The sequence below is a fragment of the Pyxidicoccus sp. M15 genome (genome assembly GCF_056858435.1).
Genome location: NZ_CM166495.1, coordinates 11,106,183 through 11,131,172 on the forward strand (window position 1 = coordinate 11,106,183; position 24,990 = coordinate 11,131,172).

Consider the following 24,990-nt stretch of genomic DNA (forward strand, 5'->3'; position numbering starts at 1 on the left):
AAGTGAAGGAGCCGGGTCACCGCAGCTCGGTAGAGCCCACGCTCCCATCGGCCCTCAAGAGCAGCACCCCCCGCCAGCCGAGGGTGGGGTTCGCGTATTCATTCGTCTGGAGCTGACGCTCGCCACACGCCCCGCCCTGGTAGGCGACCGCGAGCAGGCCATCTCCCCGCGCGCGGCCCTCGCACCTCACGGACGCCTGTGGGGCGACGTCCGTGAAGGCGCAGTCCAGGCCCGGCAACTCCACGCGCAGGGTGCTGAGCGCGCACCCCGTCTCGTTGAGCACGAGGATGGAGGTGCGCCCCAGCCAGTACGTGGCTCCGGCGACGACGCCCCCCAGCACCAGGACCACCGTCACCAGCGTCCCGATGACCTCGCGACGAGAAGTGGGCATCAGGGAGAGTCCGTCCTCAGTCGTCCATCCAGCAGCGCTCCACGGCAGCCGACCGCGCAATCCTTCCAGTTGTCAAACCCCTTCCCCAACTCCCGGCCGCAGGCGTTGTTGTCGAGGTCCATCGACCGCTGCTCGGCGTCGTTCCGGTCCCAGCCAATGATTTCGTTGAGGTAGCCCGCCGCCGCCGCCGGGACCCGGCCCGTCCGCTGGGTGGCCTCGCAGCTCGCCACGCAGTGCCTGAAGGCATCGAACTGGCCTCCAGTCGGTGCATCGGCATTCGGCACGCTCAGCTGCCGAGCCTCGTCCATCCCGACTTCCGACGCGGCGAGCGTCTCCTCGAGGGTGTAGCCCGCCCACAAGCCAATCAGGAACGGGAGCACGAGGGGATTGCGCCCATCGGGGTCGACATACCCGTTGGGATTGTTCAGCGCGTACGCGTAGGCCGGCAGGGCATGTCCCCGCTGGGCCATGCCCTGGACGAACCCGGAGTCCGCGCCCAGGGGCTCGGGCTGGAGGTACCGGCCCACGCTCGGGTCGTAGTACCGGTTCCAGTTCTCGAAGAGGTCCGTCTCCTCGTCGTGGTACTGGCCGGGGAAGCGCAGCGGCGTCCAGAAGGGCTGCGCGCCCGTCTGGTAGCGCTGGTACTCGTACCCCTCCACCACCACGCCCGTGTACGTGTTGGGTTGGTCGCCCTGAGCGTCCGCGGTGAAGTTCACCACGACGCGGCCCGCGGACGGCTGCATCCACGGCGTCACCATGCGCCCCTGCTCCGGGCCCTTGAGCCGCGCCAGCAACGCGCCGGTGTCCGAGTCCAGCAGCGTCACATCGTCCACGCCGTCCATGTCGTCCTGGGTGTCCACCAGCTGGAAGAGGCCGCGCATGCGCACCTTCACCTGCGCGTTCTCCGACGGTTGCACGAAGCTGGAGATGCTCTCGCTGTCATCATCCCCATACGGGTGCGCGGTGGGGTCTCCGCTGCTGACGCGGTTGACGTGGCCGAAGGGCTGGTAGTCCGCCGCGCCCGCCACCCGGCCCGCGCCGTCGAGCATCAGCACCGGCTTGCCCACCGTGTCCGTCACCGGGAAGTACGCACCGCAGGCCGCGGCGTCGCCGTTGCGCTGGCAGTCCGCCGTCGTGTCCGGCTGGCGCACGGGGAGGCTCGCGTCCAGCCGGCCCCGCAGCAGCGCCACCGGCCGGCCCCCGAGCCACACGTAGTCATCCACCACGCGGAAGCTCGACTGGATGACCTGGTTCCACCCCTGGTCCACCAGCAGCTCATTGCCCGCGCCGTGGAAGTACTCGTCGCGCTGGTTGAAGGGGTTCACCTTCGCGCGACGGCGTCCCAGTGCGTCGTAGTAGTAGCTGTACGTCGCGCCGTTGACGCGCACCGCGCGGAACACCGACTCCCGCGCCGAGCCCTGCCCGCTGGCGTCGAAGGGCCCATAGCCCAGCTCCAGCACGTTGGCCGCCGCGCCCGACGTGTAGCGGCCGGACTCCTTGCGCACCGCCCGCCCATCCGCGTCGTACTGGAAGGCCACCCGCTGGAAGGCGTCATGCTGCGGCGTGGCCGACAGCAGCCGGTCCACGTTGTCTCCCGTGTCGTACGTCAGGTTCGTCACGCGGTAGCCACCCGACTGCAGGAACGAGCTTCGGTTGCCCCGCGAGTCATGGCCGAAGGCCTGGGAATAGAAGGCGCCGCCAGTGGCGTCGTCGTTGCCCGAGGGCCGGGTGGCGGAGGTGAGGCGCAGCGTCTGGTCGTAGTTGAACAGCTCGGTGCGCGGCGTGGTGGCGCCCAGCAGGCACGTGTCGGTGCGCATCACCTGGTCCGCCTTCCACGTGTACGTGCGCTTGTAGATGTCACCGCTGCCGCTGCCCGGAGTGAAGGCTCCGGAGGACACGCGCAGCGAGCGCGTGCGGCCCGTCCGGTCCGAGTCCAGCTCCGACGGGAAGCCCACGGCACAGTTGGCCGGAGCCAGGGTGCCGTTGTCGCCCAGCGCGTACTCCACCGCGCGCGCCGTACCCGAGGGCGGATTGAGCTGGTAGCCGCGCAGCCCGCCAAAGGGCTCCCAGGTGATGTTGCTCACCAGTCGCCGCGTCTCGGTGCCCGTCGCCGTGAAGAGGCTCACGTCGATGGCGGACACGCGCTGGGCAAGCGCTCCCGTCCCATAGACGTAGGAAACGGTGCGCCCATACGGGTAGAGCAACCCCGACAGCCGGCCGACGCCGTCGTACGTGTAGCGCGTCTCCAGCTCGGGCGTGCAGCCAGCTTCGTCCTGCCGCTGCCGATGCTCGGCCACGAGGCGCCCGCTCAAGTCATAGCGGTACCAGGTCCGTCCGAAGGAGTCGTCCCGGTAGCGGGGCAGGCCCACCGAGTACAGCTCACCGCTCCCGCAGTACGACGGCACCGCCCCGTCCACGTCATAGGCGAAGCGGTAGAGGAGCTCGTCGAGCGGGCTGGCCCCACCGCGGCGACGCGCCGCCGTCGTCGGCCGGCCCGGCAGGTCATAGCCATACTCCAGCCACTCACCGGCCTGGCGCATCGCCTCCGACTGCTTCACGCGCAGGTGGCCCAGCGCATCGTACGCGTGGCGCACCGGCCCCGCTGCATGGGGCAGCTTCACCGCCACGAGGTTGCCGAAGTCATCGTACTGGTACGAGGCGAGCGTGCCGCAGGTGCTGGTGGGGCTCGAGCAGCCCGTGCGCACGGCACTCACGTTGCCCTGGGCGTCATACGCGAAGGTGGTGTGCTGCTGCGTGCCATTGGGGAACGTCTCCGACATCCGGTTGAGCCGGTCGGCCGTGTCGTAGCCCAGCGACGTGCACAGCGCGGAGAGGGACTGGTCCCCATTGCGGCAGAAGTCCGGGGCGCCGTCGAAGGGCTGGCCCAGCGCCACCGCGTTGCCGTTCAGGTCGAACGCCTCCACCGAGGCGAAGCTGCCCGGGCCCGCCCCCTTGCGCGTATAGGACGGCCGCCGGTGCGGGTCCGGGTGGTACTCCGACACCCGCCGGCTCTCCACCACGCCGCCGCGCCGGGAGCGCGCCTCCTCCGACTTCAGCGAGCCGTCCGGCCAGTACGTCTTGACGTTCAGCTCGCTCCAGTCGGCGCCGTTCTCGTCGCTCGCGGTGGCCACCCACTGGAGCAGCGACGTCTTCGTCCCACCCGTGCAGCCCTGTTCCGGCGTCGTGCCCGTGCGGTAGCAGTAGACGGTGTAGTCGCCCGCCGGCTTGCGCGTCGCCCGCACCCGCGCCCCCTCGTACAGCAGCGTCGTCGTCAGCCCCTGGGTCGTCACGCCCTCCAGCCGGCCACCCCGGTAGTCGAAGGTGGTGACGCCGCCCTGCGCCGAGGTCATCTGGGTGACGTTGCCGCGGGAGTCGTAGCCGCCATACAGCGTGTCGAGCGGCGTGTACGGCGCGCAGCCCTGCGTGCCCGCGTGGTGCGTGTAGCGGGAGACCTTCATCAGGCGGTTGGCGCGGTTGCTGCGCTCCACGCTCGGCGGCCCGTAGTAGTGGTACTGCGTAATCGGGTAGTCGCTGCCGGAGCAGTCCGTCGCCTCCGGCCCGCTGACGGTGCAGGGGCCGTGCACCTCCTTCACCACCGTGCCGCCCGTGTCCGTGCCGCCCGCGCACCGGTGGTGGTTGAAGTAGAAGGTGCCCACGTGCCGGAGCACCGGGCTGGTCCACGCGCCACTGACGGCGTCGAACGTCTGCGTGTAGCCCGAGCGGATGATGGACTTCGTGAAGCGCGTGGCCTCGTCGTACGTCGTGCGCGTCACGGCCTGGCCGCTCGGCTGGAGGACGGACGCAATCGAGTCCACCGTCTGCTTCACCGGCTTCCACGGGTGGGCCAGGGCGCCCGAGGGGGCGTTGACGAAGGTCTGGCTGGTGGCCGTGCCCACCACGCCGCCCGCGCCGTAGTAGTCCTGGCCATACCCGCGCGTCTCGCCCTGCACCGGGCTGACGACGCCCGGCACGGATGCCGTGCCGGCCGCGGCGAAGGTCTTGTTGCGGAAGTCGAAGCGCCCCGCCTTGTCGCTCATGTAGCGCAGGAAGAGCGTGCCGTTCGCGGGCTCCTCGTAGCCGTAGTGGACCCAGCCCGGGGAGAAGCCGCTGCAGTTGCCGGTGCTCGCCAGGCACTCGTCCCGGTACGAGCCGAGCACGCTGTGCGGCGAGTAGGACATGTTCGTCGGGAAGAGCGTGCGGCGGTACTTCACCGTGCTGCCCGCCGAGTCGCCCGCGCTGCCCGACGCGGGCTCGGCGCTGGGAGGCACGCAGGTGGAGCCGCCGGACATGGGGTCGGGCCCGCTGCAGTCACCGGAGCCCGAGGTCATCGCCGTGGCGGACGTGGTGCCGGTGCTCAGCGAAGCCACCTTGCCGGAGACGTACTGGTGCGCCGCGACGGAGGACTGGTTGACGGAGACGTTCCACTCCGTGGCCGTCGCCGTGGTGGTGGTGCTGTCGCCGTAGGTGACGACGTCGCCCGTCTCCGGGTACTCGATGCTGGAGAGCAGGCCGGCCGCCTGGAAGCCGAAGCCCGAGGGCACCGGGTAGCGGTACTGCGCGACGGTGACCTCCTCCTGGCTGAGCGCGGAGTCGGTGGCGTTGGGATTCTTTCGCATGGCCAGCCTGTCGAGCACGCACTCCGTGGCGGGCGACGCATGCAGGCTGTTGATGAGGCGGTAGTACATCCGCAGCTTCGAGCCCTCCTCCGTCGTCACCGTCGCCAGGTAGGGCACGCCGTTGCCCATGGAGCTCTGCCCCGGGCAGACCACCGTCTGGCCGTACTGGTTCACCAGCGTCTGCGGCGCGTACTCCAGGCTGAGGCGCACGCGCGGCGTGCCCGTCAGCCGGTCCTCCTCGATGCGCGTCAGGAAGTAGCGCTTGATGGGGGCGTTGGGGGCCGCCCACCCCGACGCGTAGACGAAGCGTCCCTCGCCGGGCTTGATGAGCACGTAGGACGTGCCCGTCCAGAAGAGGCTGGCGTTGGACCAGCGGCTCGTCTTGCGCGGCGTGGCGAAGCAGCCCGAACCGGTGTTCTTGCAGGCGAAGAACTCCAGCACCTCGCCGTCCGTGTCACGCACGGCCCAGGTGCTCACGCCCGCGGTGATGCCCTTCTGGTGCACGAAGCTGTAGAGGGTGTGCCACCAGCGCATGGACGTCTGACGGCTCGGGCTGGAGCCGAAGGGCTTGGGCACGAAGGCCTCACCGCTGGCGCCCAGCATGGACTGGTAGGACCAGAAGGTGTCGGTGGAGACGTACTTGCGCACGAAGTTGAAGCCGCCCAGCTCGCCGTGCAGGCCCAGGTCCGCCTCGGTGTGGCGCGTGGTGAAGTCATTCAGCTGCACGCGCGGGACGGACATCGCCGAGACGGCCGCCCCCACCACCTCGGAGCCCTCCGTGGCCGGCCCGCATGTCTCCGGCGCGGGGCCCTCCGAGTCACCCTCGTCACCGTCCGCTTCTCCGTCATCCCCATCGTTGCCACCCCCACCTCCACCGCCACCTCCCGGCACATCCCGCGGAGGCAGCGACTCCACGGGGTCCGGCCGGTAAAGCACCTCTCTGCAGACATAGGACGCACCATGGTTGTACGTCATCAGCCCGCAGAGCTCGATGTAGCTGTCCAGCAGCATGGCGCGCACGCCGTTGGCCGGCGTGCCAAAGCCACCCTGCGCCTGGCTGCACACGGGCCCGGCCGCGCAGTACGCGCCGCTGCCCACGCGCGTGCCCGTCGTACGGTCCACCTGCGGGGCGATGCCGGCGCAGGTGTTGCCGCACCCGTTGCTGTCGTCGCACGAGGCGCCCGGCGTGCACTCGAAGTTGGGCGTGTTCCACGCGCTGCAGTGCAGCGCCGTGGTGTCATAGCCCTCCGCGTAGCAGGGCTTGCTGGAGACGCAGCACTGGTAGTTGCCGCCCGCCTGGGAGGCACCGCTGGTGCCGAAGGCCGGAGCCTTCAGACAGCCCGAAGGGCTGCTGCACGACGCCTGCGAGTCTCCCGAGCCCAGGCAGTAGCCGACGTTGAGCCCGTCTCCGCAGCCGCACGTCCAGCGCGTGTAGCCGCCGCCGGAAGGATTGCGCTCGCAGTAGTCGAAGGTGGAGCTGCCGGCGCAGTCCTCGTCCGCCGTGCCGTCGCGGTCCTCGTCACAGTGGTTGTTGCAGATGTCGGTGGCCTGCGCCGTCGCGGGCTGGCACGGGCCCAGGTTCTCCCCATCCACGCAGACGGCGGTGCCACCTCCGTTGCAGGAGGTGCACGCCTGGGGCCGGTTGTGGGGCATGCATTCGGACCACTCCCCACTGCGCGGGTCATCCGGGTCGCCGAAGCAGTACCTCGTTCCACCGCAGCCGCCTTCGGTGGAGCAGCTCGTCGATGAACCCGGGCTGCAGACATTGGCGGCCTGGACGTCCCAGAAGGGCGCCAGCAAGAAGACACACGTCACGATTCGGGCAAGCAAGGACACAGGCGTCTCCCGACGCTGAAGATTGAAAGGCTTTGGAGGGAAGCGAAGCTCAGCCGCGCGGAGTCACCGCGTGGGCCTGCCATTCCGTGGGAGGAATGCAGACACGTGCCTGGGCGCCGGGGTGCACCTGCGTGCACCTCCACTGCGACGGGCACTGCGCTTCCGCCTGACACGTCGTGCTGCAGAAGTAGCCCTCGGCCGGGTCCGCGCCGGTATGCAGGCACATGCCGGAGCGGCACTCGGAGGCACCGTGCGCGGTGCACGCCTCGCCCAGCTCCTTCGAGGGAGCGGACGCCAGCGTCGTGCGGTGCTCCGAGAGCACGGACGGGGCTTCAGGGGGAGTGCCGAGGGGCGGCTCGGTACAAGCCAGTCCCCCCAGGAGGCCGAGGCAGACCCAGTTCAGGCCTGCGCTCACGCGCTTGAAGATATGCACAGCGAGCTCTGAAACCTGAAGGGCTCACCGGCCACCGTCTGAGCCTTCACAGCGCGCGCATGAGACTCATGGCGGTCAATCCATGTCAAGAATTGAATTTCCTGACACTGACACACCCAAAGCCAGAGACGCTCTTCCGTACACTCAGTGGTAGTTGATGCAGGACCTGACACTCTTGTCGCCCGGGTCCGCCACGAGCACGGGCTCGTCGGGGACGATTTCCAGCGTGTCGAACGAAGAGTCCGTCCCCGTGCAGACGCCGCGCGCCAGGTTGAAGCCCGGCTTCAAGTCTTCCGCGTTGAGGAAGCCACCCCAATCCCGCAGCGCCTCCACGAAGCCCGGGGTGAGCCGGGGCACGTAGATGACCACGTGGTTGCGCGCCATGCCGCGCAGGGTGTTCCAGTGGCGGGCCTCGTCCCCGTCGGGCATGCCATCCCCATTCCCGTCCTCGTAGACGAGGAGGTAGGCGAAGCCGATGAGGCCCCCCTGGAAGTCATTGAGCGCCATCTCCTCCGGGGTGTCGACGACGCTCAGCTGGTAGTCGAACGGAGGGTTCTGACTCGTCAGCTCCACGCTCTGGTACGAGATGACGTCTCCCTCGCGAGCCCAGTTGTCCCAGGCCAGGGTGACGCGCGTCGTCCCCTGCTTCGTGGTGGGTGCCAGCGACTTCACCTCGCCCTGCACCACATAACGGGCCTCGCCCACGTAGGTGCTGTCCCTCAAGGCCTCTCCGCATCCGACGGCGCTCCCGAGCGCGAGCATCAGGCCCAGCGGCTTCACGAACCGATTCCATGTCATGACAGGACTCCCTCCCACGAAGCGCGCGGCCAGCCCCACGCGCGGGGACGCACGAGAGACCCCCGACCCGCGCGCGGCGGTCAGCCTCACCACCGCAGCCCCAGTCCCGCCGCGAACATCGGCTTCACCGGCGTGCGCACCTCCTCCGGTCCCACTCCGGGGAGCACGCGCATCCACGAGGCCCGCACACCCGCCTCCGCGCCCACGAAGAAACCCCGGGGCAGGTGCAGGTCCGCGCGCAGCAGCGTGTCCAGCTGCGGCACCACCTGCCAGCGCCTCGGCGCCAGCCGCCCGAAGAAGCGCTGGTCCACGTACGCAGCGCCCAGCCTCGCGCCGCCCGACAGGGAGAAGGGCCCCACGTCGAACACCTTCCGGGCTCCTGCCCGGAGCGCGCCGAGCGTGAGTCGCCGCTTGAGGCTCGCGTCGTCGGTGTAGCCCGAGTGCGCGCCCTCCACCTCCATGTCCAGCGTCAGTGCCGACGTGTCGAGCGACACCTGGACCGCGCCGGACGGAAAGAAGGGGAAGCCCTCCAGCAGGCTCGCCGTTCCCCGGCTCCACGCGCCCACCGTCCACGTGCTCCCTCCGCTCCCGCCCTTGCGCACGAGCTGGTCCAGCTCCACCACGCTCCAGGACGCCTTGGCCAGCTCCAGCGGCTGGCCCTCCTCCGCGAGGACGCGCGCCTCGCGCAGCCGATCCGGCAGGCGGTGCTGCACGAAGTACGTCCCGGGCACCAGCCGCGCCGTGCGCGCCTCGTGGGAGATGCCGGCCTCCAGCACCACCGGGCCGTCGCGCCCGCCCTGCCGGAAGAAGTACTGCCCCGCGCCCTCCAGCCGCACCGCCGCCAGCCCCTGGTTGCGCCCCGGCCGCGTGAGCACCAGCTCCGAGCGGCCCTTCAACTCATACAGGTACGTGGGGTGTTGCACGCCGCCCACCGTGGCCACGGTGCTCGCCACCGTGCGGTCCGCCGCGTACTGGTACGCCTCCGCGAGGCTGACGAGCCCGTCCGCGCTGGTGTCCGCCACGCCGCGCAGCGCGGCCACCAGGTGGTGCGTGAAGAAGGAGCCTTGCAGCGAGTCCGACTCCTGCGCGCTCTCCCCCGCCGCGGATGAGGAGAGAATCGCGAAGCCCTCTGGCAGCCCGTGCGACTCCACGTCGGGAGGCAGCGCGAAGGGCGCGGTGAGCTTCGTGCCCTTCACGCGCGTGGCCTGTCCGGAGCGGCACGCGTCCACCACCAGGAGCCGGGCCGCCGCGGCCGAGCCCGACGTGAGGTTGCGCAGCTCCTCCCACGGCAGCAGCGTGCCGCCCAGGTGCAGCGACTCCGCGTCCGCGTGGCCCGAGTAGAAGACGAGCAGCACGCTGGAGCGGTCATGCGCCACCTCCTCGCGGATGCGCGCGTTCATCCGCGCCAGCGCGGTGCGCACGCGGTCCGCATTGGGGTCCGTGAGGACGGTGACGTTCTCCTGCGGGAAGTCCCCCAGGGTGACGAGCACCTCGCGCAGCCGCTCCGTGTCGCGTCCGGCGAAGTAGAGCCGGGGCTCGTCCGCGTTGCCCTTGTGCGCGCCCACCAGCAGCGCATAGCGCGCCTCGCTCGCATGGGAGACCGCTGGCACCAGGGCAAGCAGCACGCCCAGCCCCAGCGCCAGCGAGCGGCTCACGGCGTGCCGGCCATGCCCCAGTCGTAGACGCGCACCCGGCAGATCTCCTCGGGCGGCACGCCGCGCGGAGGCTTCTCCGCGCACGTCAGCAGGCGCATCCGCGTGCGCCCCTCCGGCGTGACGGTGATGCCCATGGGCAGCCAGCCGCCCTGGGGCGCGAGCCCCTCGAAGTACGGGGTCCATTGTCCTTCCTCATCTCCCTGGAGGATGAGCCACGCGGACGGCGGCGCACCCTGCACGCGCAGGCGCAGCCGGTCTCCCGCCCTCAGTCCTGCCACCTCTTCCGCGGGAATCCCGTTGACCACGAGCGCCCCCTCGCGCGCAACCGCCACATCCAGCGACGCGCCCCCCTTCCACCGCTCCCCGGAACGCTCCACCGGCGGCGGAGTCCGCACCGCGAGGAACACCCCCACCGCCAGCGCGGGCACGGCGAAGGCAGGCACCCACCTCCACGGCGACCACCGCGGACGCGCGGGCCGCGAAGGCACGGCGGCAAGCAGCGCCTCCGGCACCTGCTCGAACGCCGCGGCCCGCGCCTGCGCATGCTCCGCGTCCACGCGCCCCTTGCACGCCGCGCAGGTGGCGAGGTGCGCCTCGGCGGGGACGCGCTCCTCGGCGGACAGCAGCCCGAGCACCACCTGCGAGACACGCCACCCGGACAGGCACTCCGCGGACAGCTTGGACCTGGGAAACGGCTCAGCCACCATGGCCTGCTTCCTTTCTGCGCTCGCCCTGCAGCATGTGCTCGGCGTGCTCGCGGAACTTCTCCAGCCGGCGGCCCACGGTGCGGCGCGGGACGCCGAGCAACCCGGCGATTTCCTCGTGCTCCATGCCGTGGATGAAGTAGCAGGCGGCAATCTGCGCCTGCTCCGGGTCGGCCTCGGCCAGCACCTTGCGCAGCGCCAGCCCGTCCTCGGGCGAGTGCGGACTGTGCGGCTCCGCGTCCGGCAGGTGCGCGTCGTGCAGCCCCTTGCGGCGGCGCGCATCGCGCAGCCGGTTGAGGGCGAGGTTGGTGCTCGTGCGGTAGAGGAAGGCGGCCGTGTCCTGCTCGTTACCGCTGCGCTCGCGGTGCTGCAGGAAGCGGATGAAGGCCTCCTGCGCCACGTCCTCGGCGGCGGCGGGCTCGCCGAGGATGCGCAGCGCACAGCCGCGCACCAGCGCCACGTGGCGCCGGTAGAGCGAGGAGATGTCGACCTGGGACGTGGGAGTCATGGCGCCGCACCCTGGAGACACCCGGGCGCGAATCCGCGGACACCCGTGAATGAAAACAGCCCGGCCCGGCCTCCGGGCCATGTGGGCTCACACCCCACTGACGGACGTCCGAGCGGAAGGAGGAGCTCAGTCGTCGCGGTGGGCGTGGCCCTTCTTCTTGCCCCTGCCCCTGCCATGGCCATGGCCGTCATCCCAGTCGTCGTCGTCCCAGTCGTCGCGACGGGCCTTCACCTTCTCGTCCACCTTGAGGAGGTTGCGCGAGTACGCGTCGTAGTCCAGGTGGAGGTGGCCCTTCGCGCCGGAGGTGAAGGCGGCGAACTTCACCTTCCACACGTGGTTGCCGGTGCGGTGGGCCTCCTTCAGCCGGCACTCGTAGCCGCGCGAGCGGCACTGGCCGAAGCCCAGGTCCACGGCCTCGTTGTAGGACATGGCCGAGGGACGCGGCGGTGGTGGGGGAGGAGGCGGCGGCTGCGGGCGCGGCGCGGGACGTGGCAGCGGCCGCGTGTGGAGGACACAACCCGGGGCCAGAAGCAGCCCCCCAACGAGCAGCAGGGCGATTCGCATGCCGCGTATGACGCCCCAGCGCGGCGGCTCTTCAAAGCCACGCCGGGTGTGGGCGCGCCACTGGAAGGTTACAGCCCCTCAGGGGAAGCGAACGCGGCGAACAGCTCTCCTGAGAGGTAGGCGCGGGTGCCCTTGGCGGCGGGGCGGATGTAGTCATTCAACACCGGCCCGCCCTGGCCGAGCTGGTGCTTCGCGGGGGCGGAGAGGTTGAGCCGCCCGCGCGCCACGCCCTTGCCACCGCGGTGGATGAAGGTGACGGTGCCGTCGGCATCCACGGTCTCCACGACGCCAATGTGGGTCATCCCGTCGTTGCGGCGGCCGTCGCGGTTGCGGTCATACGTCTCGCGGAAGAAGACGAGGTCGCCCGGGCGCGGCGCCTGGTGGTGGACGGTGCCCACGTCCAGCGCGCGGCGGAAGATGGCGGACACGGCGTTCTCCCCGGCGAGGAAGCCGTGGGCCACCAGGTCGATGCCCGCCGCCAGGTACGCCAGCCGCACGAAGCCGGAGCAGTCATTGGGCACGCTCCGGCTGACGCGGCCGAGGTTGCGCTCACCGACGAGCTGGATGGAGCGCTGGACGATGGAGCGCGCCTGCTCCGTCGGCGACAGCAGCTCATCCCAGAAGCGGCCCGTGGTGCTGGCCGGGCCCGTCACCAGGCTCGCGGCCTGCAGCGCGGCGGCAATCACGCCGGACGTCACCAGCCGCACCTTCTCCTCCACCGCGTCCAGGCCTGCCTGCCCTGCCTCTGCGTGCGGGTTGGCGGGCGTCGTGGCCGCGTCCGTCACCGCCGCCGCGGGCGCCATCGCCACCGGAGGCTCCGCCGCGCGGGACTTCACGGTGGCACAGCCGACGAGAGCGCACAGGGGGATGGCGGCGAGCAGACGAAGGCGAAGCAACAGCGTTCCTCCCGGGGGGTTGTTGGGGCTGCATTCAATCCCACCTCCCGGGCGTGTCGCCAAGAACTCTCCGTGTCAGCCCTCCCAGGTGGAGAGCATGTCTCGCACCCGCGCATACCTCTGGAGCAGGGCGGCGCGGTGGGCGCTGAGCATCACCATGGAGCCGATGACGAGCAGGCCCAGCAGGAACAGCGACGCGGCGGCGATGCGGTGGTCCCTCATGCCGAAGCGCACGAGGTTGGCGGCGATGCACGTCACCAGGAACGCGGTGCCCAGGTACACGTAGGAGCGGATGCGCAGGGCGATGCCGAAGCCCACGCCCACCACGCAGAGCACCACGCACAGGAGCATGGAGCTGCCGTCGCTGAACATGAGCGGCTTCCACGCGCCGGCCACGTAGATGCCGGTGACAGCGAAGGCGCGGAGCCGCGCGTAGGTGTCCTCCTCGATGGAGGCGCGGAACACGCGCAGCAGCGCGAGCAGCGAGAGCCCCGCGGGGATGACGTAGTGCTGCGGCTCCCCGGCGCCGGTGCCCTGCCACACGAGGAGCAGCGCCGCGTTGAAGGCCACCACCGCCGCCAGCGACGCCGGGCCCCGGCGCGACGGGTGCGTGCTCAGTGCGGCAAAGTGCGCCGCATGGCCCACCAGCAGCGCGGCCACCTGGAGCGGCTCGCCCCACGGCGCGGAGAGCAGGCCGGCCAACGGGAAGAGGAACGCGCCCACCAGCGCGGGCCGGCGGAAGACCTCCAGTCCCGAGCCCTCGCGCTGGACGAAGAAGTAGAGGCCGGTGAAGACGGCGCCGCCCACCAGCGCGGCGAGGCTGTCCGCGGCGCCGGGCATCACGCCCATGCCCAGCAGGCGCACGGACAGGTAGCCCAGCGCGAGCACGCCCTGCGCGAGGAAGGCGGACATCTCGTCCTCCTTGACGGCGGCGCGGCGCACCAGCGCGAAGAGCAGCACGGCCAGCGCGACGGTGGCGACGAGCGCCTCGCGCAACCCGTCCCCGGTGGCGCCCAGCAGGGCCAGGCCCAGCAGCACCTCGGTGAGCGCGACGACGGTGAAGCCGTGCCCCACACCCCGGCGCCACGGCTTCCCCGCCACGAGCAGTGCCAGCGTGGCGAGCAGCGCGCTGGCGGCGCCGAAGTACGGGAGGATGAACTCCGAGCCCCGCCCGGACGAGTACACCGCGCCCAGGTGCATGAGCCACCCGTGCACGGCGGCGAGTGACGCCAGCCAGCCCACCACCTCGCGCTCGCGGCGCCGCAGCACCACGGTCCACGCGGCACCCAGGCCGAAGAGGATGCACAGCGGCGTGCCCAGGTGCTCCAGGTCGCGCAGGCCCGCCAGTGACAGCAGCGACAGCACCCAGCCGCCATGGTGCAGCGCCGCGCCCACGCGCAGGCCACGCCTGTCCAGCCACATGCCCAGCAGGCACAGCGTCAGCCCCGCGCCGCTGACCACCGCGGGCGCCCACAGCGGCGGCACCGCGGCGATGAGCGACAGGCCCAGCAGCCCGGTGGCCACGTTGGCCATCCACCGCGTGCGCGCCACCATGAGCACGCATGACGTCAGCCCCGCGCCCAGCGCCACGGGAAGGCTCAGCGCACCCGGGCCCGCGTCCAGCAGTCGCCCCGCCAGCAGCAACCCCAGCGAGCCCGCGCCGCCCACCCACAGCGGCTCGCTCCACGTGCCCTCCAACTCCGGCAGCACGCGAGCGAAGGCGGTGGTGAGCGCACGCTGCACGCGGCCGGACTGGCACACGGCGGACAGCAGCGCCGCGCCCAGCGCCACGGCGATGATGGGCAGCCCCGCCTCGGGCCTCCACTCCAGGAAGGCATGAGCATCGACCTGGCCCACGGGCGCGAGCGCCAGAGCCAACACGGCGGGAGTCAGCAGCCACCGGCGGGACAGCAGGAACGCGGCGGCGGCGAGCACGGCGGCCAGCATGGACAGATGCAGGGGCGTGGGCTGCCCCAGGCCCAGCAGCACCTCGATGAGCGCGACGACGGTGAAGCCGTACCCCACGCCCCGGCGCCACGGCTTCCCCGCCACGCGCGTCGCCAGCGTGGCGAGCAGCGCGCTGGCGACGCCGCAGTACGGGAGGATGAACTCCAAGCTCCGCCCGGACGCGTACACCGCGCCCAGGTGCAGCAGCCACCCATGCACGGCGGCGAGTGACGCCAGCCAACCCACCACCTCGCGCTCGCGGCGCCGCAGCACCACGGTCCACGCGGCGCCCAGGCCGAAGAGGATGCACAGCGGCGTGCCCAGGTGCTCCAGGTCGCGCAGGCCTGCCAGCGACAGCAGCGACAGCACCCAGCCGCCATGGTGCAGCGCCGCGCCCACGCGCAGGCCACGCCTGTCCAGCCACATGCCCAGCAGGCACAGCGTCAGCCCCGCGCCGCTGACCACCGCGGGCGCCCACAGCGGCGGCACCGCGGCGATGAGCGACAGGCCCAGCAGCCCGGTGGCCACGTTGGCCATCCACCGCGTGCGCGCCACCATGAGCACGCACGACGTCAGCCCCGCGCCCAGCGCCACGGGAAGGCTCAGCGCGCCCGGGCCCGCGTCCAGCAACCGTCCCGCCAGCAGCAACCCCAGCGAGCCCGCGCCGCCCACCCACAGCGGCTCGCTCCACGTGCCCTCCAACTCCGGCAGCACGCGGGCGAAGGCCGTGGTGAGCGCACGCTGCACGCGGCCGGACTGGCACACGGCGGACAGCAGCGCCGCGCCCAGCGCCACGGCGATGATGGGCAGCCCCGCCTCGGGCCGCCACTCCAGGAAGGCGTGAGCATCGACCTGGCCCACGGGCGCGAGCGCCAGGGCCAACACGGCGGGGGTCAGCAGCCACCGGCGGGACAGCAGGAACGCGGCGGCGGCGAGCACAGCGGCCAGCACGGCCAGGTGCAGGGGCGTGGGCTGCGCCAGCGCGGGCAGCACCGCGAAGGCGAGCGCCGTGAAGACGGCCGCGGGCCGCAGCGTCGCGTCCGGCTCACACCGGAAGAAGGCCCATAGCACGGTGGGCCTGTGGTGCTCGGCCAGGGCGAGCGCCAGCAGCAGCCCGGTGACGACGGGCCGAGCCTGGGGCACAAAGAGAAGGAACAGCGCCGCCCCACAGACGCGCAGGAAGGGTCGCGGCCCCGGCATCAGCGCCAGCGCGGCGGTAAGGAAGTACACGGGACCGGAGCCCGACCACGGCGACAGGAGCAGCAGCGGCGTCACCACCGCGAGCGCGCCCTGCATCCACACGGACAGCTCGCGCCGGGGCTTCTCCTCCCTCGAGCGTAGGAGCAGCGAGGCCACGGCCGGGAAGTGCTCCGCGGCGCGAACCACGGCCAGTGCGACCAGCGGCAGCACCTGTGCCCAGACGGGCGGCGTCCCACCCACCACGGCGATGCCCACCAGGGTGTAGGGCACCATGAGGGCAGCGAAGAAGGGCATCTGGTTGGCGCGTGTCCACAGCAGCGGCATCACCAGCGTGCCCGCCACCAGCAACGGCAGGCCCGCGTCGTCCCACTGCACCACGCTGGCTCCCAGCACGATGACGGCGGCCAGCGTGGCGACCAGGGCGAAGCGCTTGCCGCCCGCACCGGCGTGCAGCACGGCGGGGACCTCCTCCAGCACGGCGAGGATGCTCAGCACGGCGGCCAGCGCCAGCATCGCCAGCGGGCCCACGTCGGCGAGGGCAACGGCGGCATACAGCGCGGCCACGCCGACACTGAGACTCGCGGGCAGTGCGCGCGCGGTGAGCAGCGCCGCGAGCGCCGCGCCGAGCATGAGGGGCACGTGCTGCCCCGAGCCCACGACCGAGGGGACCAGCGAGAAGAGGAGCGCCACCAGCGCCGCCGTGGTGGTGCTGGCGCTCCTGCCCCAGCGCACGGCGGCGAGCGAGGTGCCCAGCGACCAGAGCACGAACAGCGACACGGACAGGCCCGGAGACATCCACCCGCCCCAGGGCTCGTAGACGTCCCGCAGGTCCGGCAGCAGCGCGAGCGCGGCGATGATGACCGCGAGCGGCCGCACGACGGGGAACTTGCGCGACGTCACGGCGACGGAGGCCGCGGCGGTGAGCACCACCAGCCCCAGTCCCGGCACCTCGGACGCCGTGCCCCAGGCCAGCGCGAGCACGGAATAGAAGATGGCGGGCAACCCCAGCAGCCGCGCCAGCCCGCCCCGCTCTCCCAGGAGCGCGAGGCCGAGCGCGGCAACCGCGAGCGCGGGCGCCACCGCGTCCCCGGACACCTGCCCGGCCAGCTTCGGCAGCGCCGCCGCGGCGAGGAGCGCCGCGAACGCCAGGGCCGGCGCGCTCTGCACCGCCCAGGCGGCGACGAGGGCCGCGGCGCCGCACAACACCACGCCCGTGACGGACAGCGCGCTGCCACCGGAGATGCCCATCAGGAAGCCGAGCGACGCCGTCACGCCCACGACGGTGGCGAGCAGCCAGCGCGTGCGCGAGGTGCACAGCAGGCTCACGGTGGCGAGCACCAGCGCCAGCACGCCGGAAACGACGGACGCGCCCGGAGCCCCCAGCGCGATGGCGGCGTGGAGTGGCAGCAGCAGCGCCAGACCGGCGCCGACGGCCGTCAGATAGAAGCGCTCCACCAGCAGGCCCGCGGCCAGACACACCAGGCACATGCCGAGCGCGCTCCAGAAGGCCGGGCGCGAATCAGGGCCCGCCATGCCATAGAGAGCGAACAGCGGGCTGGCCACGGCGGTGGCGCGCAGCAGCACCTCCGCGAAGGCGAGGTCGCGCGCGTTGCCGGTGCGCTCACCGCGCCACAGCCGCATCACCGCGAGCACGGCGCCCGCGGTGACGAAGGGCAGCGCGGACAGCGCGCCGTACTGGAGGGGCAGGCTGTCGGTGACGGGGTAGCCGAGCCGTCCCTTGAGCGCGTCGATGAAGCGCTTCACCGGGCCGGGGATGAGCTGCGCGCTGGAGGCGTAGGCGAAGTAGGTGCTGGCGTAGGCGCCGTACACCCACGGCAGCCGGGCAATCCCGCCGCGCGCCAGCGACACCAGCGTCCACGTGAGCACGGCGGCGGTGACGAAGAAGGCGGGCGCGGGGGCCGTCGCGGCGGCGACCAGCGAAGCCACCTGGAGGGAGACCACGCCGAGCGCGAGCGTGTCGGCGGTGCGCTCGGGCGCCAGCGTGCGGAAGCGGAGCGCCGTGGCGAGCAGGATGGCGACGAAGGGCGCGTACGTGCCCGGCACGGGCTCCAGGTCCACGCCCACCAGCGCCACGTGCAGGCGCACCGAGTAGAGGGCGAGGAGGTAGAGCGGAGCCGCCACGGCGAAGACGAGCGCTTCGCTCTTGCGCGGCTCCAAGGTCGAGCGCGAGGAGAGGACGTAGAAGAGCACGCAGGGCAGGAGGTTGAGCCACAGCGCGGCGCCGCCGAGCTTCGCGGCGAGCGGGGCCAGGCCCATCATCAGCGTGCTCGCGGCGAGGGCGGCCTGCACGAGCGGCCGGGAGGGAGCGTCGAGAGACTCTGCCGGCTTGCGCACGAGGACGGCGGCGACACCGGACCACGCCAGCAACATGGGGATGAGCAGCAGGGGGCCCACGCCGCTGAAGTGGAGCGACTCACCCATGTCGAGCGGCCCGAGCGCGATGCCCGCGAGCGGCGCGGCGGCCGAGCCGATGAGGCCCAGGATGTGGCCGGGGTTGCGCAGCGCCTCGCGCCGGGCGAGGTAGCCGCCCCAGATGGAGAAGCCGGCGGAGTACCCGGCCGTCATGCCGAACACGGTGAGGGAGCGGAGACTGGAGGACATCCCCGCCCAGCTCTCGAAGACGAAGTAGAGGGTGCCCGACAGGATGAGGAAGGCACCGACGAACCACATGATGCTCTCGTAGAGGAACGGCCTCCACACCCGGTTCCAGGTGGAGGTCTCCTCGACGAGCCGCGCGGTGGCGCTGCGCGGCTGCGGAGGCTCCGCGTACGCCTCCGCCGGATTCGGCGGCAGCGGCAGTCGGCGGGGACGGGGCAGCCCCGGTGCGCGGGCCCCGCGCTCACGGGCCGGCTCTTCCCGCGTGTCGTCCTGCGTTGCCTCCGGAGGAGGAGACACGGGCTCCGTCGAAGCAGCAGGCTCCGCCGGACGCGCCGCCACCGACTCCGCGGCAGGCTCAACAGCCTCGGTCGAAGCCGCAGACTCCGAGATAGGTTCAACGGCCTCCGTCGAAGCAGGCTCCAACGGGCGCGCCGCGACCGATTCCGCGACAGGCTCAACGGCCTCCGTCGAAGCAGCAGACTCCGCCACCGGCGCCGCGACAGGTTCAACGGCCTCCGTCGCAGCAGGCTCCACCGGAAGCGCCGCCACCGGCTCCGCGACAGGCTCAACAGCTTCCGTCGCAGCAGGCGCCGTCGAACGCGCCGCCACAGGCTCAACGGCTTCCGTCGAAGCAAGCTCCGCCGGACGCGCCGTCACCGATTCCGCGACAAGCTCAACAGCTTCCGTCGAACGCGCCGCCACCGACGCCGCGACAGGCTCAACAGCTTCCGTCGAACGCGCCACCGACGCCGCGGCAAGCTCAACGGCTTGCGTCGAACCAGCCGTCTCCGCCGAACGCGCAGCCACCGACGCCGCGACAGGCCCCACCGCTGCGACCGGAACACCCGCCGCTGCCGGCTGTGGCTTCACCACCTCCCCGGTCCACGCCGCCACCGACGCCGGGAGCGGAGTGACCCCGGACGCGTTCGTCACGGGCGCGCGTCCCTTCGCGTCCACGGGCATCTCCGTGAGCACGGAGAGAAGGATGCGAGCCTGGCGCTCGTACCGCTCCGACAGGAACCGCGACACGTTGCGCGGCACCTCGGAGGTATCCCAGCGCTTCAGCTCATCGAGCAGGAAGTGCACGTGCGCGAGCTCGGCCTCCACGGCGTCGCGAGGACGCAGCGCCATCGCGGTGCCACACAGCGCGCAATGTCTGGCGTTGCCAAGCCGTTCCTGCCGGCAGTCAGGGCAATACATGTCCCCCCCTCGTTACAACGGACGTGCCACGCAGGATGCCCCGGATTCCAAGCCCATGGAAACCGGCCCCCTCTGGGACGCCCCGCGCCGGTGCGTCACCCCTGTGCCACCTGTGCACCGGGGTGCACACCGGGTGCGCGCTCCGGCACGCACCTCACGTGGACGCTGGCCCTCCGGCGCGGGCTGTGGAACGTTGCGGTCCCCATGAGCACGAGCACGGAAACCCTGGTCCTCCGTCCCATCGAGCCCCGGGACGACGCGGCGGTGGCCTCCATCATCCGCACGGTGATGCCGGAGTTCGGCGCGGACGGCCCCGGCTTCGCCATCCATGACCCCGAGGTGTCGACGATGAGCGCGGCCTACTCGCGCCCCCGTCACGCCTACTTCGTGGTGGAGCGCGACGGTCGCGTCATCGGCGGCGCCGGCATCGCCCCGCTGGAAGGCGGAGACCCCGGCGTCTGCGAGCTGCGCAAGATGTACTTCCTCCCCGAGGCCCGGGGCCTGGGTGCGGGCGAGCGCATGCTCCGCCACTGCCTGGCCTTCGCGCGCGAGGCGGGCTTCACTCGCTGCTACCTGGAGACGCTCGCGGGAATGAAGCAGGCGCAGAAGCTCTACCGGCGCCTGGGCTTCGAGCCGCTCTGCGCGCCCATGGGGAAGACGGGCCACTTCGGCTGCGACAACTGGTACGCGCTGGACCTGACGAAGCCGGCCGCCTGACCTCGCAGGTCACCTCTCCGCCAGAAGACCCTCGCTCCCCTGCCCTACCAGCGGGCCCGGGGGCGAGCCCGGGCCATGTCCCGCCGCGGTCCCCACCTTTGGGGGACCAGGAGGCAGACCATGGCGAAGAAGCAGGACAAAGGACGAGTTGACGCGCCGGAGAACCCGCCCCGCAAGGCGGACTCCGGAGACGTGTCGGGCCAGGGGCGTGAGCGCCGCGACGACACGGACGTCTACCCCGCCAATCGCAACGCGGGAGACTTCGGCACCCACGGTGGTCCCAACAAGAATGGCGAAGCGCGCTCGGATGAGCCCAACCCGGAACAGCAGGGCGTCTAGCCGGCGCGCCCCCGCGAGGGTGAGTGCACGCACGGTCCGCCAGCCCCGGGCGCCGGAGGAGACTCCGGCCCCGGGGGTGGTGGCCGAGCCGCCGCCCCGCGAGGACAAGGCCCCCTTCGACATCGACGAGGTGCTCGGCCGCATCCGCGAGGAGGTCCGCCACTTCGCGGACGCCGCGATGTTCGCGCTCGCCGCCAACGGGCACGACTCGCTCTTCGAGCAGCTCGTGGCCTGCATCCTCTCCATCCGCACGCGCGACGAGGTGAGCCTGCCGGTGTCGCTCGCGCTGCTGGGCCGCGCATCCACGCCCGAGGCGCTGGCGCGTCTCACCCCCGACGAGATTGACGCCATCATCCAGCCCGTCACCTTCCACGAGCCGAAGGCGCGTCAAATCCACGCCATCGCCGTGCGCACGCGCGACGAGTTCGGCGGCACGCTGCCGTGCGACGCCCAGGTGCTCCAGTCCTTCAAGGGCGTGGGCCCCAAGTGCGCGCACCTGGCGCTCGGCATCGCCTGCGGGCACGAGGCCATCAGCGTGGACATCCACGTGCACCGCGTGACGAACCGGTGGGGCTACGTGCGGGCGCGCTCGCCGGAAGCCACGCTGGCCGCGCTGGAGACGCAGCTGCCGCGCGCGTACTGGGTGGAAATCAACCGGCTGCTGGTGCCCTTCGGCAAGCACGTGTGCACGGGCACGCGGCCGAAGTGCTCCACGTGCCCGGTGCTGGAGTATTGCCGCCAGGTGGGCGTGACGGACCCGCGCTGAAGTGAAGCGAAGGCCCGTCGCGCGTCCTACCTGTCCCGCCCCACCATCTGCGTGGTCCGCCGCGCCAGGCGCCGCCACGGGTTGGTGCGGCCCCCGTTCTCCAGGGTGATTTCCTTCGAGTGGCGCAAGTCCTTCGCCCAGCACCGCTCCAGCTTCCGGACGAACTCCGGGTCGCTCATCACCAGCGAGCCCTCTCCCAGCTTGTTGAGCGACAGCACGTCCAGGTTGGTGGAGCCCACCACCGCGAGCCAGTCATCCACCAGAATCGTCTTCGAGTGGAGCATCGACGGCTGGTACTCCCAGATGCGCACGCCCGCATCCAGCAGTCGCTCGTACGTGGAGCGCTGCGACGCGCGGATGATGGGCACGTCGTGGATGGGCCCGGGCCCGAGCACGCGAATCTCCACGCCCTGCCGGCACTTCTCCACGAGCTGCTCCAGAATCGCGTTGGGCGGGGTGAAGTACGCGTTGGCAATCCACAGCCGCTCGCGCGCGGCGGCGATGACGAGGCGGACCATGCGCTCGGCATCCGTGACGCCCAGCTTGCCCGCGCTGTCGACGAAGCCCGCGCTCGCCGGCCCCTCCGACTCCTGGTCCTCCACCTCCGGGAAGGCGCTCGGCGGCAGCAGCCCGCCCCCGGACTCCTGCCAGTGGCGCGAGAAGGACAGCTGCATGCGGCGCACCTCGGCGCCCTCGACGCGCACGCTGGTGTCGCGCCACTCCTCGGGCTTGAGGCCGTCGCCCTCCCACACCTTCCAGATGCCGAAGCCGCCCGTGTAGCCGATGCGTCCGTCGACGACGACAATCTTGTTGTGGGTGCGCCCCAGGAGCCGGCCCATCACCTTGCCCGCGAGCAGCCGGTAGTAGTGCACCTCCACGCCGGCCTCGGTGAGCCGCTTCTCCACCTGGAGGTCGAAGTCCTTGTTCCCGCTGACCTCCTCGCTGCCCACCGGGTCCACCACCACGCGGCACTGCACGCCCGCGCGGGCGCGCTCCACCAGCGCCTCGACGATGCGGTCCGACAGCTCGCAGGGCCGCCAGATGTAGACGAGGATGTGGATGCTCTGCTTCGCGCCGCGGATGTCCTCCAGCATGCGGTCGAAGACCGTCCCGTTCTCCAGCAGCTCCAGCCGGTGGCCCGGAATCAGCCCCACGCCCACGGACTGGTACAGCGAGAAGGAGAACCCCGCGGGCCCCGGTGGCAACATGAAGGGCCCCTGCATCTCGTGCCGGGCCCGGTCCCTGTCGCTGTCGAGGAAGTGGGCCCCGGCCTGGGGCAGCATCTCCTCCAGTTCCTGCATTTCGTCCATGCGCGGCAACGTGGGGATGCTTCCCTGCCCCCGCCACCGGGCGCTCGCCCGCCTGCCCCCCGAAAGAGCACGCTCTCCCATTGCCGCCAGGGAGCGGGCTGGCCACACTGCGCCCGTTCCCTCGCCTCCTGGAGAGCCAACCATGGTGGAAGACACCCGTCCGACAGCGCACGAGCTGCTCTCACTTCCCCGCCTCGCGCCGCTGGTGCCCATGCTGTACGTCGCCTGGACGGACGGCGAGCTGAGCCACGCGGAGCTGCGCGCGCTGGGCGACGCGGCCCGGCAGCAGCCCTGGCTGGATTTGCGCTCCAACATGGTGCTGGCGCGCTGGCTGGACCCCGTCCTCCCCCCGAGCGCGGGCGAGCTCGCCGCGGTGCGGGAGCACATCCAGCGCACCGCCGAGAAACTGTCCCATAGTGGGCAGCAGAGCCTCGCGGAGCTGGGCGCGCAGCTGGCGGAGGTGGCGACAGGCAAGGACGGGCTGCCCGCGCCCATGCCGGAGCTGGCGCGCGCGCTGAAGCTGCTGGAGGACTCGCTGGGCATCTCCGGCAGGGAGGCCGTGCGCTCCCTGGTGCCCGCCGCCGCCCCCGCGCCGCCGCGCCACGGCCCCACGGAGACGACCTCCTTCGACCCGGAGGCGCTGCGCGCGGTGCTGGACCGCAAGTACCCCGAGGCCCGCCAGAAGGTGCGCGCGTGGCTGGAGGCGCCGGCCTTCCGCTACGTGGACACGCATGACACGGACGCGTACCGCGACAGGGTGTTCTCCTGGCTGAAGTCGCTGGCGGACCAGGGGCTGGGCCGCATCGCCTACCCGGAAGGGGACGAGACGCGCGCGGACCTGGGCGCCTTCATCGCCGCCTTCGAGACGCTGGCCTTCTTCGACTTGAGCCTCGTGGTGAAGGCGGGCGTGCACTTCGGCCTCTTCGGCGCGAGCATCCTCTTCCTCGGCACGGAGCGGCACCACCGCGAGTACCTGCCGAAGGTGGCCTCGCTGGAGCTGCCCGGCTGCTTCGCCATGAGCGAGCTGCACCACGGCTCCAACGTGCGCGACGTGGAGACGACGGCCCGCTACGACGCGGAGGCCGGCGAGTTCATCGTGCACACGCCCTCGGACGGCGCGCGCAAGGAGTGGATTGGCAACGCCGCGCGCCACGGGCGCATGGCCACGGTGTTCGCGCAGCTGGAAGTGGGCGGCAAGGCGCTGGGCGTGCACGCGCTGCTGGTGCCGCTGCGCGACACGCAGGGCAAGGTGCTGCCGGGCATCCGGATTGAGGACTGCGGCGAGAAGATGGGCCTCAACGGCGTGGACAACGGCCGCATCTGGTTCGACCACGTGCGCGTCCCGCGGCAGAACCTGCTGGACCGCTTCGGCCAGGTGGACGCGAAGGGTGAGTACCACAGCACCATCCCCGGGGACTCGAAGCGCTTCTTCACCATGCTGGGCACGCTGGTGGCGGGCCGGGTGAGCGTGGCGTGCGCGGCGCTGAGCGCGGCCAAGAGTGGCCTCACCATCGCCGTGCGCTACGGCGACATGCGGCGCCAGTTCGGCCCGGTGGGCGCGCAGGAGGTGCGGCTCCTGGACCACCAGACGCACCAGCTGCGGCTCTTGAAGCCGCTGGCGAAGACGTACGCGCTGGACTTCGCGCTGGAGTACCTGGTGGAGCGCTACGTGAAGCGCACGGAGGAGGACGCGCGCGAGGTGGAGGCGCTGGCGGCGGGCCTCAAGGCGTACGCCTCGTGGCACACCACGGCGGTGCTCCAGGAGGCGCGCGAGGCGTGCGGCGGCCAGGGCTACCTGACGGCCAACCGGGTGCCGGCGCTGAAGGCGGACACGGACGTGTTCACGACGTTCGAGGGCGACAACACGGTGCTGATGCAGCTGGTGGCGAAGGGCCTGCTCACGGGCTACCGGCAGCGCTTCGAGGACGACCGCGTCTTCGCGGTGCTGAAGCTGCTGGCGGACCGGGCGGCGGGGGTGGTGGAGCGCAACCCCTTCTCGACGCGCCGCACGGACACCGAGCACCTGCGCGACGGCGACTTCCAGCTGCGCGTGCTGCGCTACCGGGAGGAGGACCTGCTGGCCTCCGTCTCGCGGCGGCTGCGCAAGCGGCTGGGCGCGGGGGTGGAGGCGTTCGAGGCCTTCAACCAGTGCCAGGAGCACCTGCTCGCGCTGGCGCACGCGCACGTGGAGCGGCTGGTGCTGGAGCAGTTCCTCAAGGGCGTGGCGGCGGTGCAGGAGCCGGGGCTGAAGACGGTGCTGGGTCGGATGTGTGACTTGTATGGCCTGTCGTGCCTGGAGTCGGCCAGCGGCTGGTTCCTGGAGCACGGGCTGCTGGAGGGCTCGAAGGCGAAGGCCATCCGCAAGGAGGTGGAGCGGCTGTGCGCGGAGGTGCGGCCGGACGCGGTGGCCCTGGTGGACGCGTTTGGGATTCCGGACACCAGCCTCGCCGCGCCCATCGGCCTGGGCCGGCTGGCGCCATGAACGGAGCCG

15 protein-coding genes are annotated in these 24,990 nt (G+C 71.7%); 4 read left to right on the top strand and 11 right to left on the bottom strand.

Translation table 11 applies throughout. From position 1 onward, the window contains the following. Positions 1 to 16: 16 nt before the first annotated feature. From ACX9TP_RS41025 to ACX9TP_RS41070, 10 genes are all read right to left on the bottom strand, one after another. Positions 17 to 391, bottom strand: a complete 375-nt coding sequence (locus ACX9TP_RS41025; RefSeq protein WP_482976127.1) for a hypothetical protein — start codon at positions 389 to 391, stop codon at positions 17 to 19. Beyond that, positions 391 to 6,837 carry an RHS repeat-associated core domain-containing protein gene (locus ACX9TP_RS41030; protein WP_482976128.1) on the bottom strand — a complete coding sequence of 2,149 codons (6,447 nt, stop codon included), beginning with the start codon at positions 6,835 to 6,837 and terminating at the stop codon, positions 391 to 393. Before ACX9TP_RS41030 ends, ACX9TP_RS41025 begins: the two co-directional genes overlap by 1 nt. Before the next feature lie 55 nt (positions 6,838 to 6,892). Beyond that, positions 6,893 to 7,165 (bottom strand): hypothetical protein, encoded by a 273-nt coding sequence (locus tag ACX9TP_RS41035; protein ID WP_482976129.1) that lies wholly within the window; start codon positions 7,163 to 7,165, stop codon positions 6,893 to 6,895. A gap of 255 nt (positions 7,166 to 7,420) precedes the next feature. Then, complete coding sequence (locus ACX9TP_RS41040; RefSeq protein ID WP_482976130.1) at positions 7,421 to 8,074, bottom strand: hypothetical protein; 654 nt, start codon at positions 8,072 to 8,074, stop codon at positions 7,421 to 7,423. An 86-nt stretch (positions 8,075 to 8,160) separates the two neighbouring features. Beyond that, complete coding sequence (locus ACX9TP_RS41045) at positions 8,161 to 9,729, bottom strand: caspase family protein (protein ID WP_482976131.1); 1,569 nt, start codon at positions 9,727 to 9,729, stop codon at positions 8,161 to 8,163. After that, on the bottom strand, positions 9,726 to 10,436 hold the full coding sequence (locus tag ACX9TP_RS41050) for an anti-sigma factor family protein (protein WP_482976132.1): 711 nt from the start codon (positions 10,434 to 10,436) through the stop codon (positions 9,726 to 9,728). Before ACX9TP_RS41050 ends, ACX9TP_RS41045 begins: the two co-directional genes overlap by 4 nt. Then, positions 10,426 to 10,941 carry an RNA polymerase sigma factor gene (locus ACX9TP_RS41055; RefSeq protein WP_482976133.1) on the bottom strand — a complete coding sequence of 172 codons (516 nt, stop codon included), beginning with the start codon at positions 10,939 to 10,941 and terminating at the stop codon, positions 10,426 to 10,428. Before ACX9TP_RS41055 ends, ACX9TP_RS41050 begins: the two co-directional genes overlap by 11 nt. Before the next feature lie 126 nt (positions 10,942 to 11,067). Beyond that, entirely contained in the window at positions 11,068 to 11,505 is a 438-nt protein-coding gene (locus ACX9TP_RS41060) for a hypothetical protein (RefSeq protein ID WP_482976134.1), read from the bottom strand. A gap of 68 nt (positions 11,506 to 11,573) precedes the next feature. After that, positions 11,574 to 12,404 carry a CHAP domain-containing protein gene (locus tag ACX9TP_RS41065; RefSeq protein ID WP_482982300.1) on the bottom strand — a complete coding sequence of 277 codons (831 nt, stop codon included), beginning with the start codon at positions 12,402 to 12,404 and terminating at the stop codon, positions 11,574 to 11,576. Positions 12,405 to 12,476: 72 nt separating this feature from the next. Next, a complete protein-coding gene (locus ACX9TP_RS41070; RefSeq protein WP_482976135.1) occupies positions 12,477 to 18,464 on the bottom strand; it encodes a hypothetical protein in 5,988 nt (1,995 codons plus the stop codon). A 1,107-nt stretch (positions 18,465 to 19,571) separates the two neighbouring features. Between ACX9TP_RS41070 and ACX9TP_RS41075 the strand changes: the two genes are divergently transcribed. From ACX9TP_RS41075 to ACX9TP_RS41085, 3 genes are all read left to right on the top strand, one after another. Beyond that, positions 19,572 to 20,084 carry a GNAT family N-acetyltransferase gene (locus ACX9TP_RS41075; protein ID WP_482976136.1) on the top strand — a complete coding sequence of 171 codons (513 nt, stop codon included), beginning with the start codon at positions 19,572 to 19,574 and terminating at the stop codon, positions 20,082 to 20,084. Between the two features lie 120 nt (positions 20,085 to 20,204). Further along, the gene (locus ACX9TP_RS41080) at positions 20,205 to 20,423 is read left to right on the top strand and encodes a hypothetical protein (protein WP_482976137.1); all 219 of its coding nucleotides are present in this window, start codon (positions 20,205 to 20,207) and stop codon (positions 20,421 to 20,423) included. Between the two features lie 19 nt (positions 20,424 to 20,442). After that, positions 20,443 to 21,189: an endonuclease III domain-containing protein gene (locus ACX9TP_RS41085; RefSeq protein ID WP_482976138.1), complete on the top strand. Its 747-nt coding sequence runs from the start codon at positions 20,443 to 20,445 to the stop codon at positions 21,187 to 21,189. A gap of 26 nt (positions 21,190 to 21,215) precedes the next feature. Here ACX9TP_RS41085 and ACX9TP_RS41090 read toward each other — a convergent pair whose 3' ends face one another. Continuing rightward, positions 21,216 to 22,499, bottom strand: coding sequence for a phospholipase D-like domain-containing protein (locus ACX9TP_RS41090; protein ID WP_482976139.1), 1,284 nt, complete (start codon positions 22,497 to 22,499; stop codon positions 21,216 to 21,218). 460 nt (positions 22,500 to 22,959) lie between these two features. On the opposite strand from ACX9TP_RS41090, the gene ACX9TP_RS41095 reads away from it, so the two are divergent. Next, on the top strand, positions 22,960 to 24,981 hold the full coding sequence (locus ACX9TP_RS41095) for an acyl-CoA dehydrogenase family protein (protein WP_482976140.1): 2,022 nt from the start codon (positions 22,960 to 22,962) through the stop codon (positions 24,979 to 24,981). Positions 24,982 to 24,990: the final 9 nt, after the last annotated feature.

Coding starts and splice junctions, on each gene's coding strand:
- ACX9TP_RS41025 (WP_482976127.1), bottom strand. CDS start 391: ATGCCCACTTCTCGTCGCGAGGTCATCGGGACGCTGGTGACGGTGGTC.
- ACX9TP_RS41040 (WP_482976130.1), bottom strand. CDS start 8,074: ATGACATGGAATCGGTTCGTGAAGCCGCTGGGCCTGATGCTCGCGCTC.
- ACX9TP_RS41050 (WP_482976132.1), bottom strand. CDS start 10,436: ATGGTGGCTGAGCCGTTTCCCAGGTCCAAGCTGTCCGCGGAGTGCCTG.
- ACX9TP_RS41055 (WP_482976133.1), bottom strand. CDS start 10,941: ATGACTCCCACGTCCCAGGTCGACATCTCCTCGCTCTACCGGCGCCAC.
- ACX9TP_RS41060 (WP_482976134.1), bottom strand. CDS start 11,505: ATGCGAATCGCCCTGCTGCTCGTTGGGGGGCTGCTTCTGGCCCCGGGT.
- ACX9TP_RS41075 (WP_482976136.1), top strand. CDS start 19,572: ATGAGCACGAGCACGGAAACCCTGGTCCTCCGTCCCATCGAGCCCCGG.
- ACX9TP_RS41080 (WP_482976137.1), top strand. CDS start 20,205: ATGGCGAAGAAGCAGGACAAAGGACGAGTTGACGCGCCGGAGAACCCG.
- ACX9TP_RS41090 (WP_482976139.1), bottom strand. CDS start 22,499: ATGGACGAAATGCAGGAACTGGAGGAGATGCTGCCCCAGGCCGGGGCC.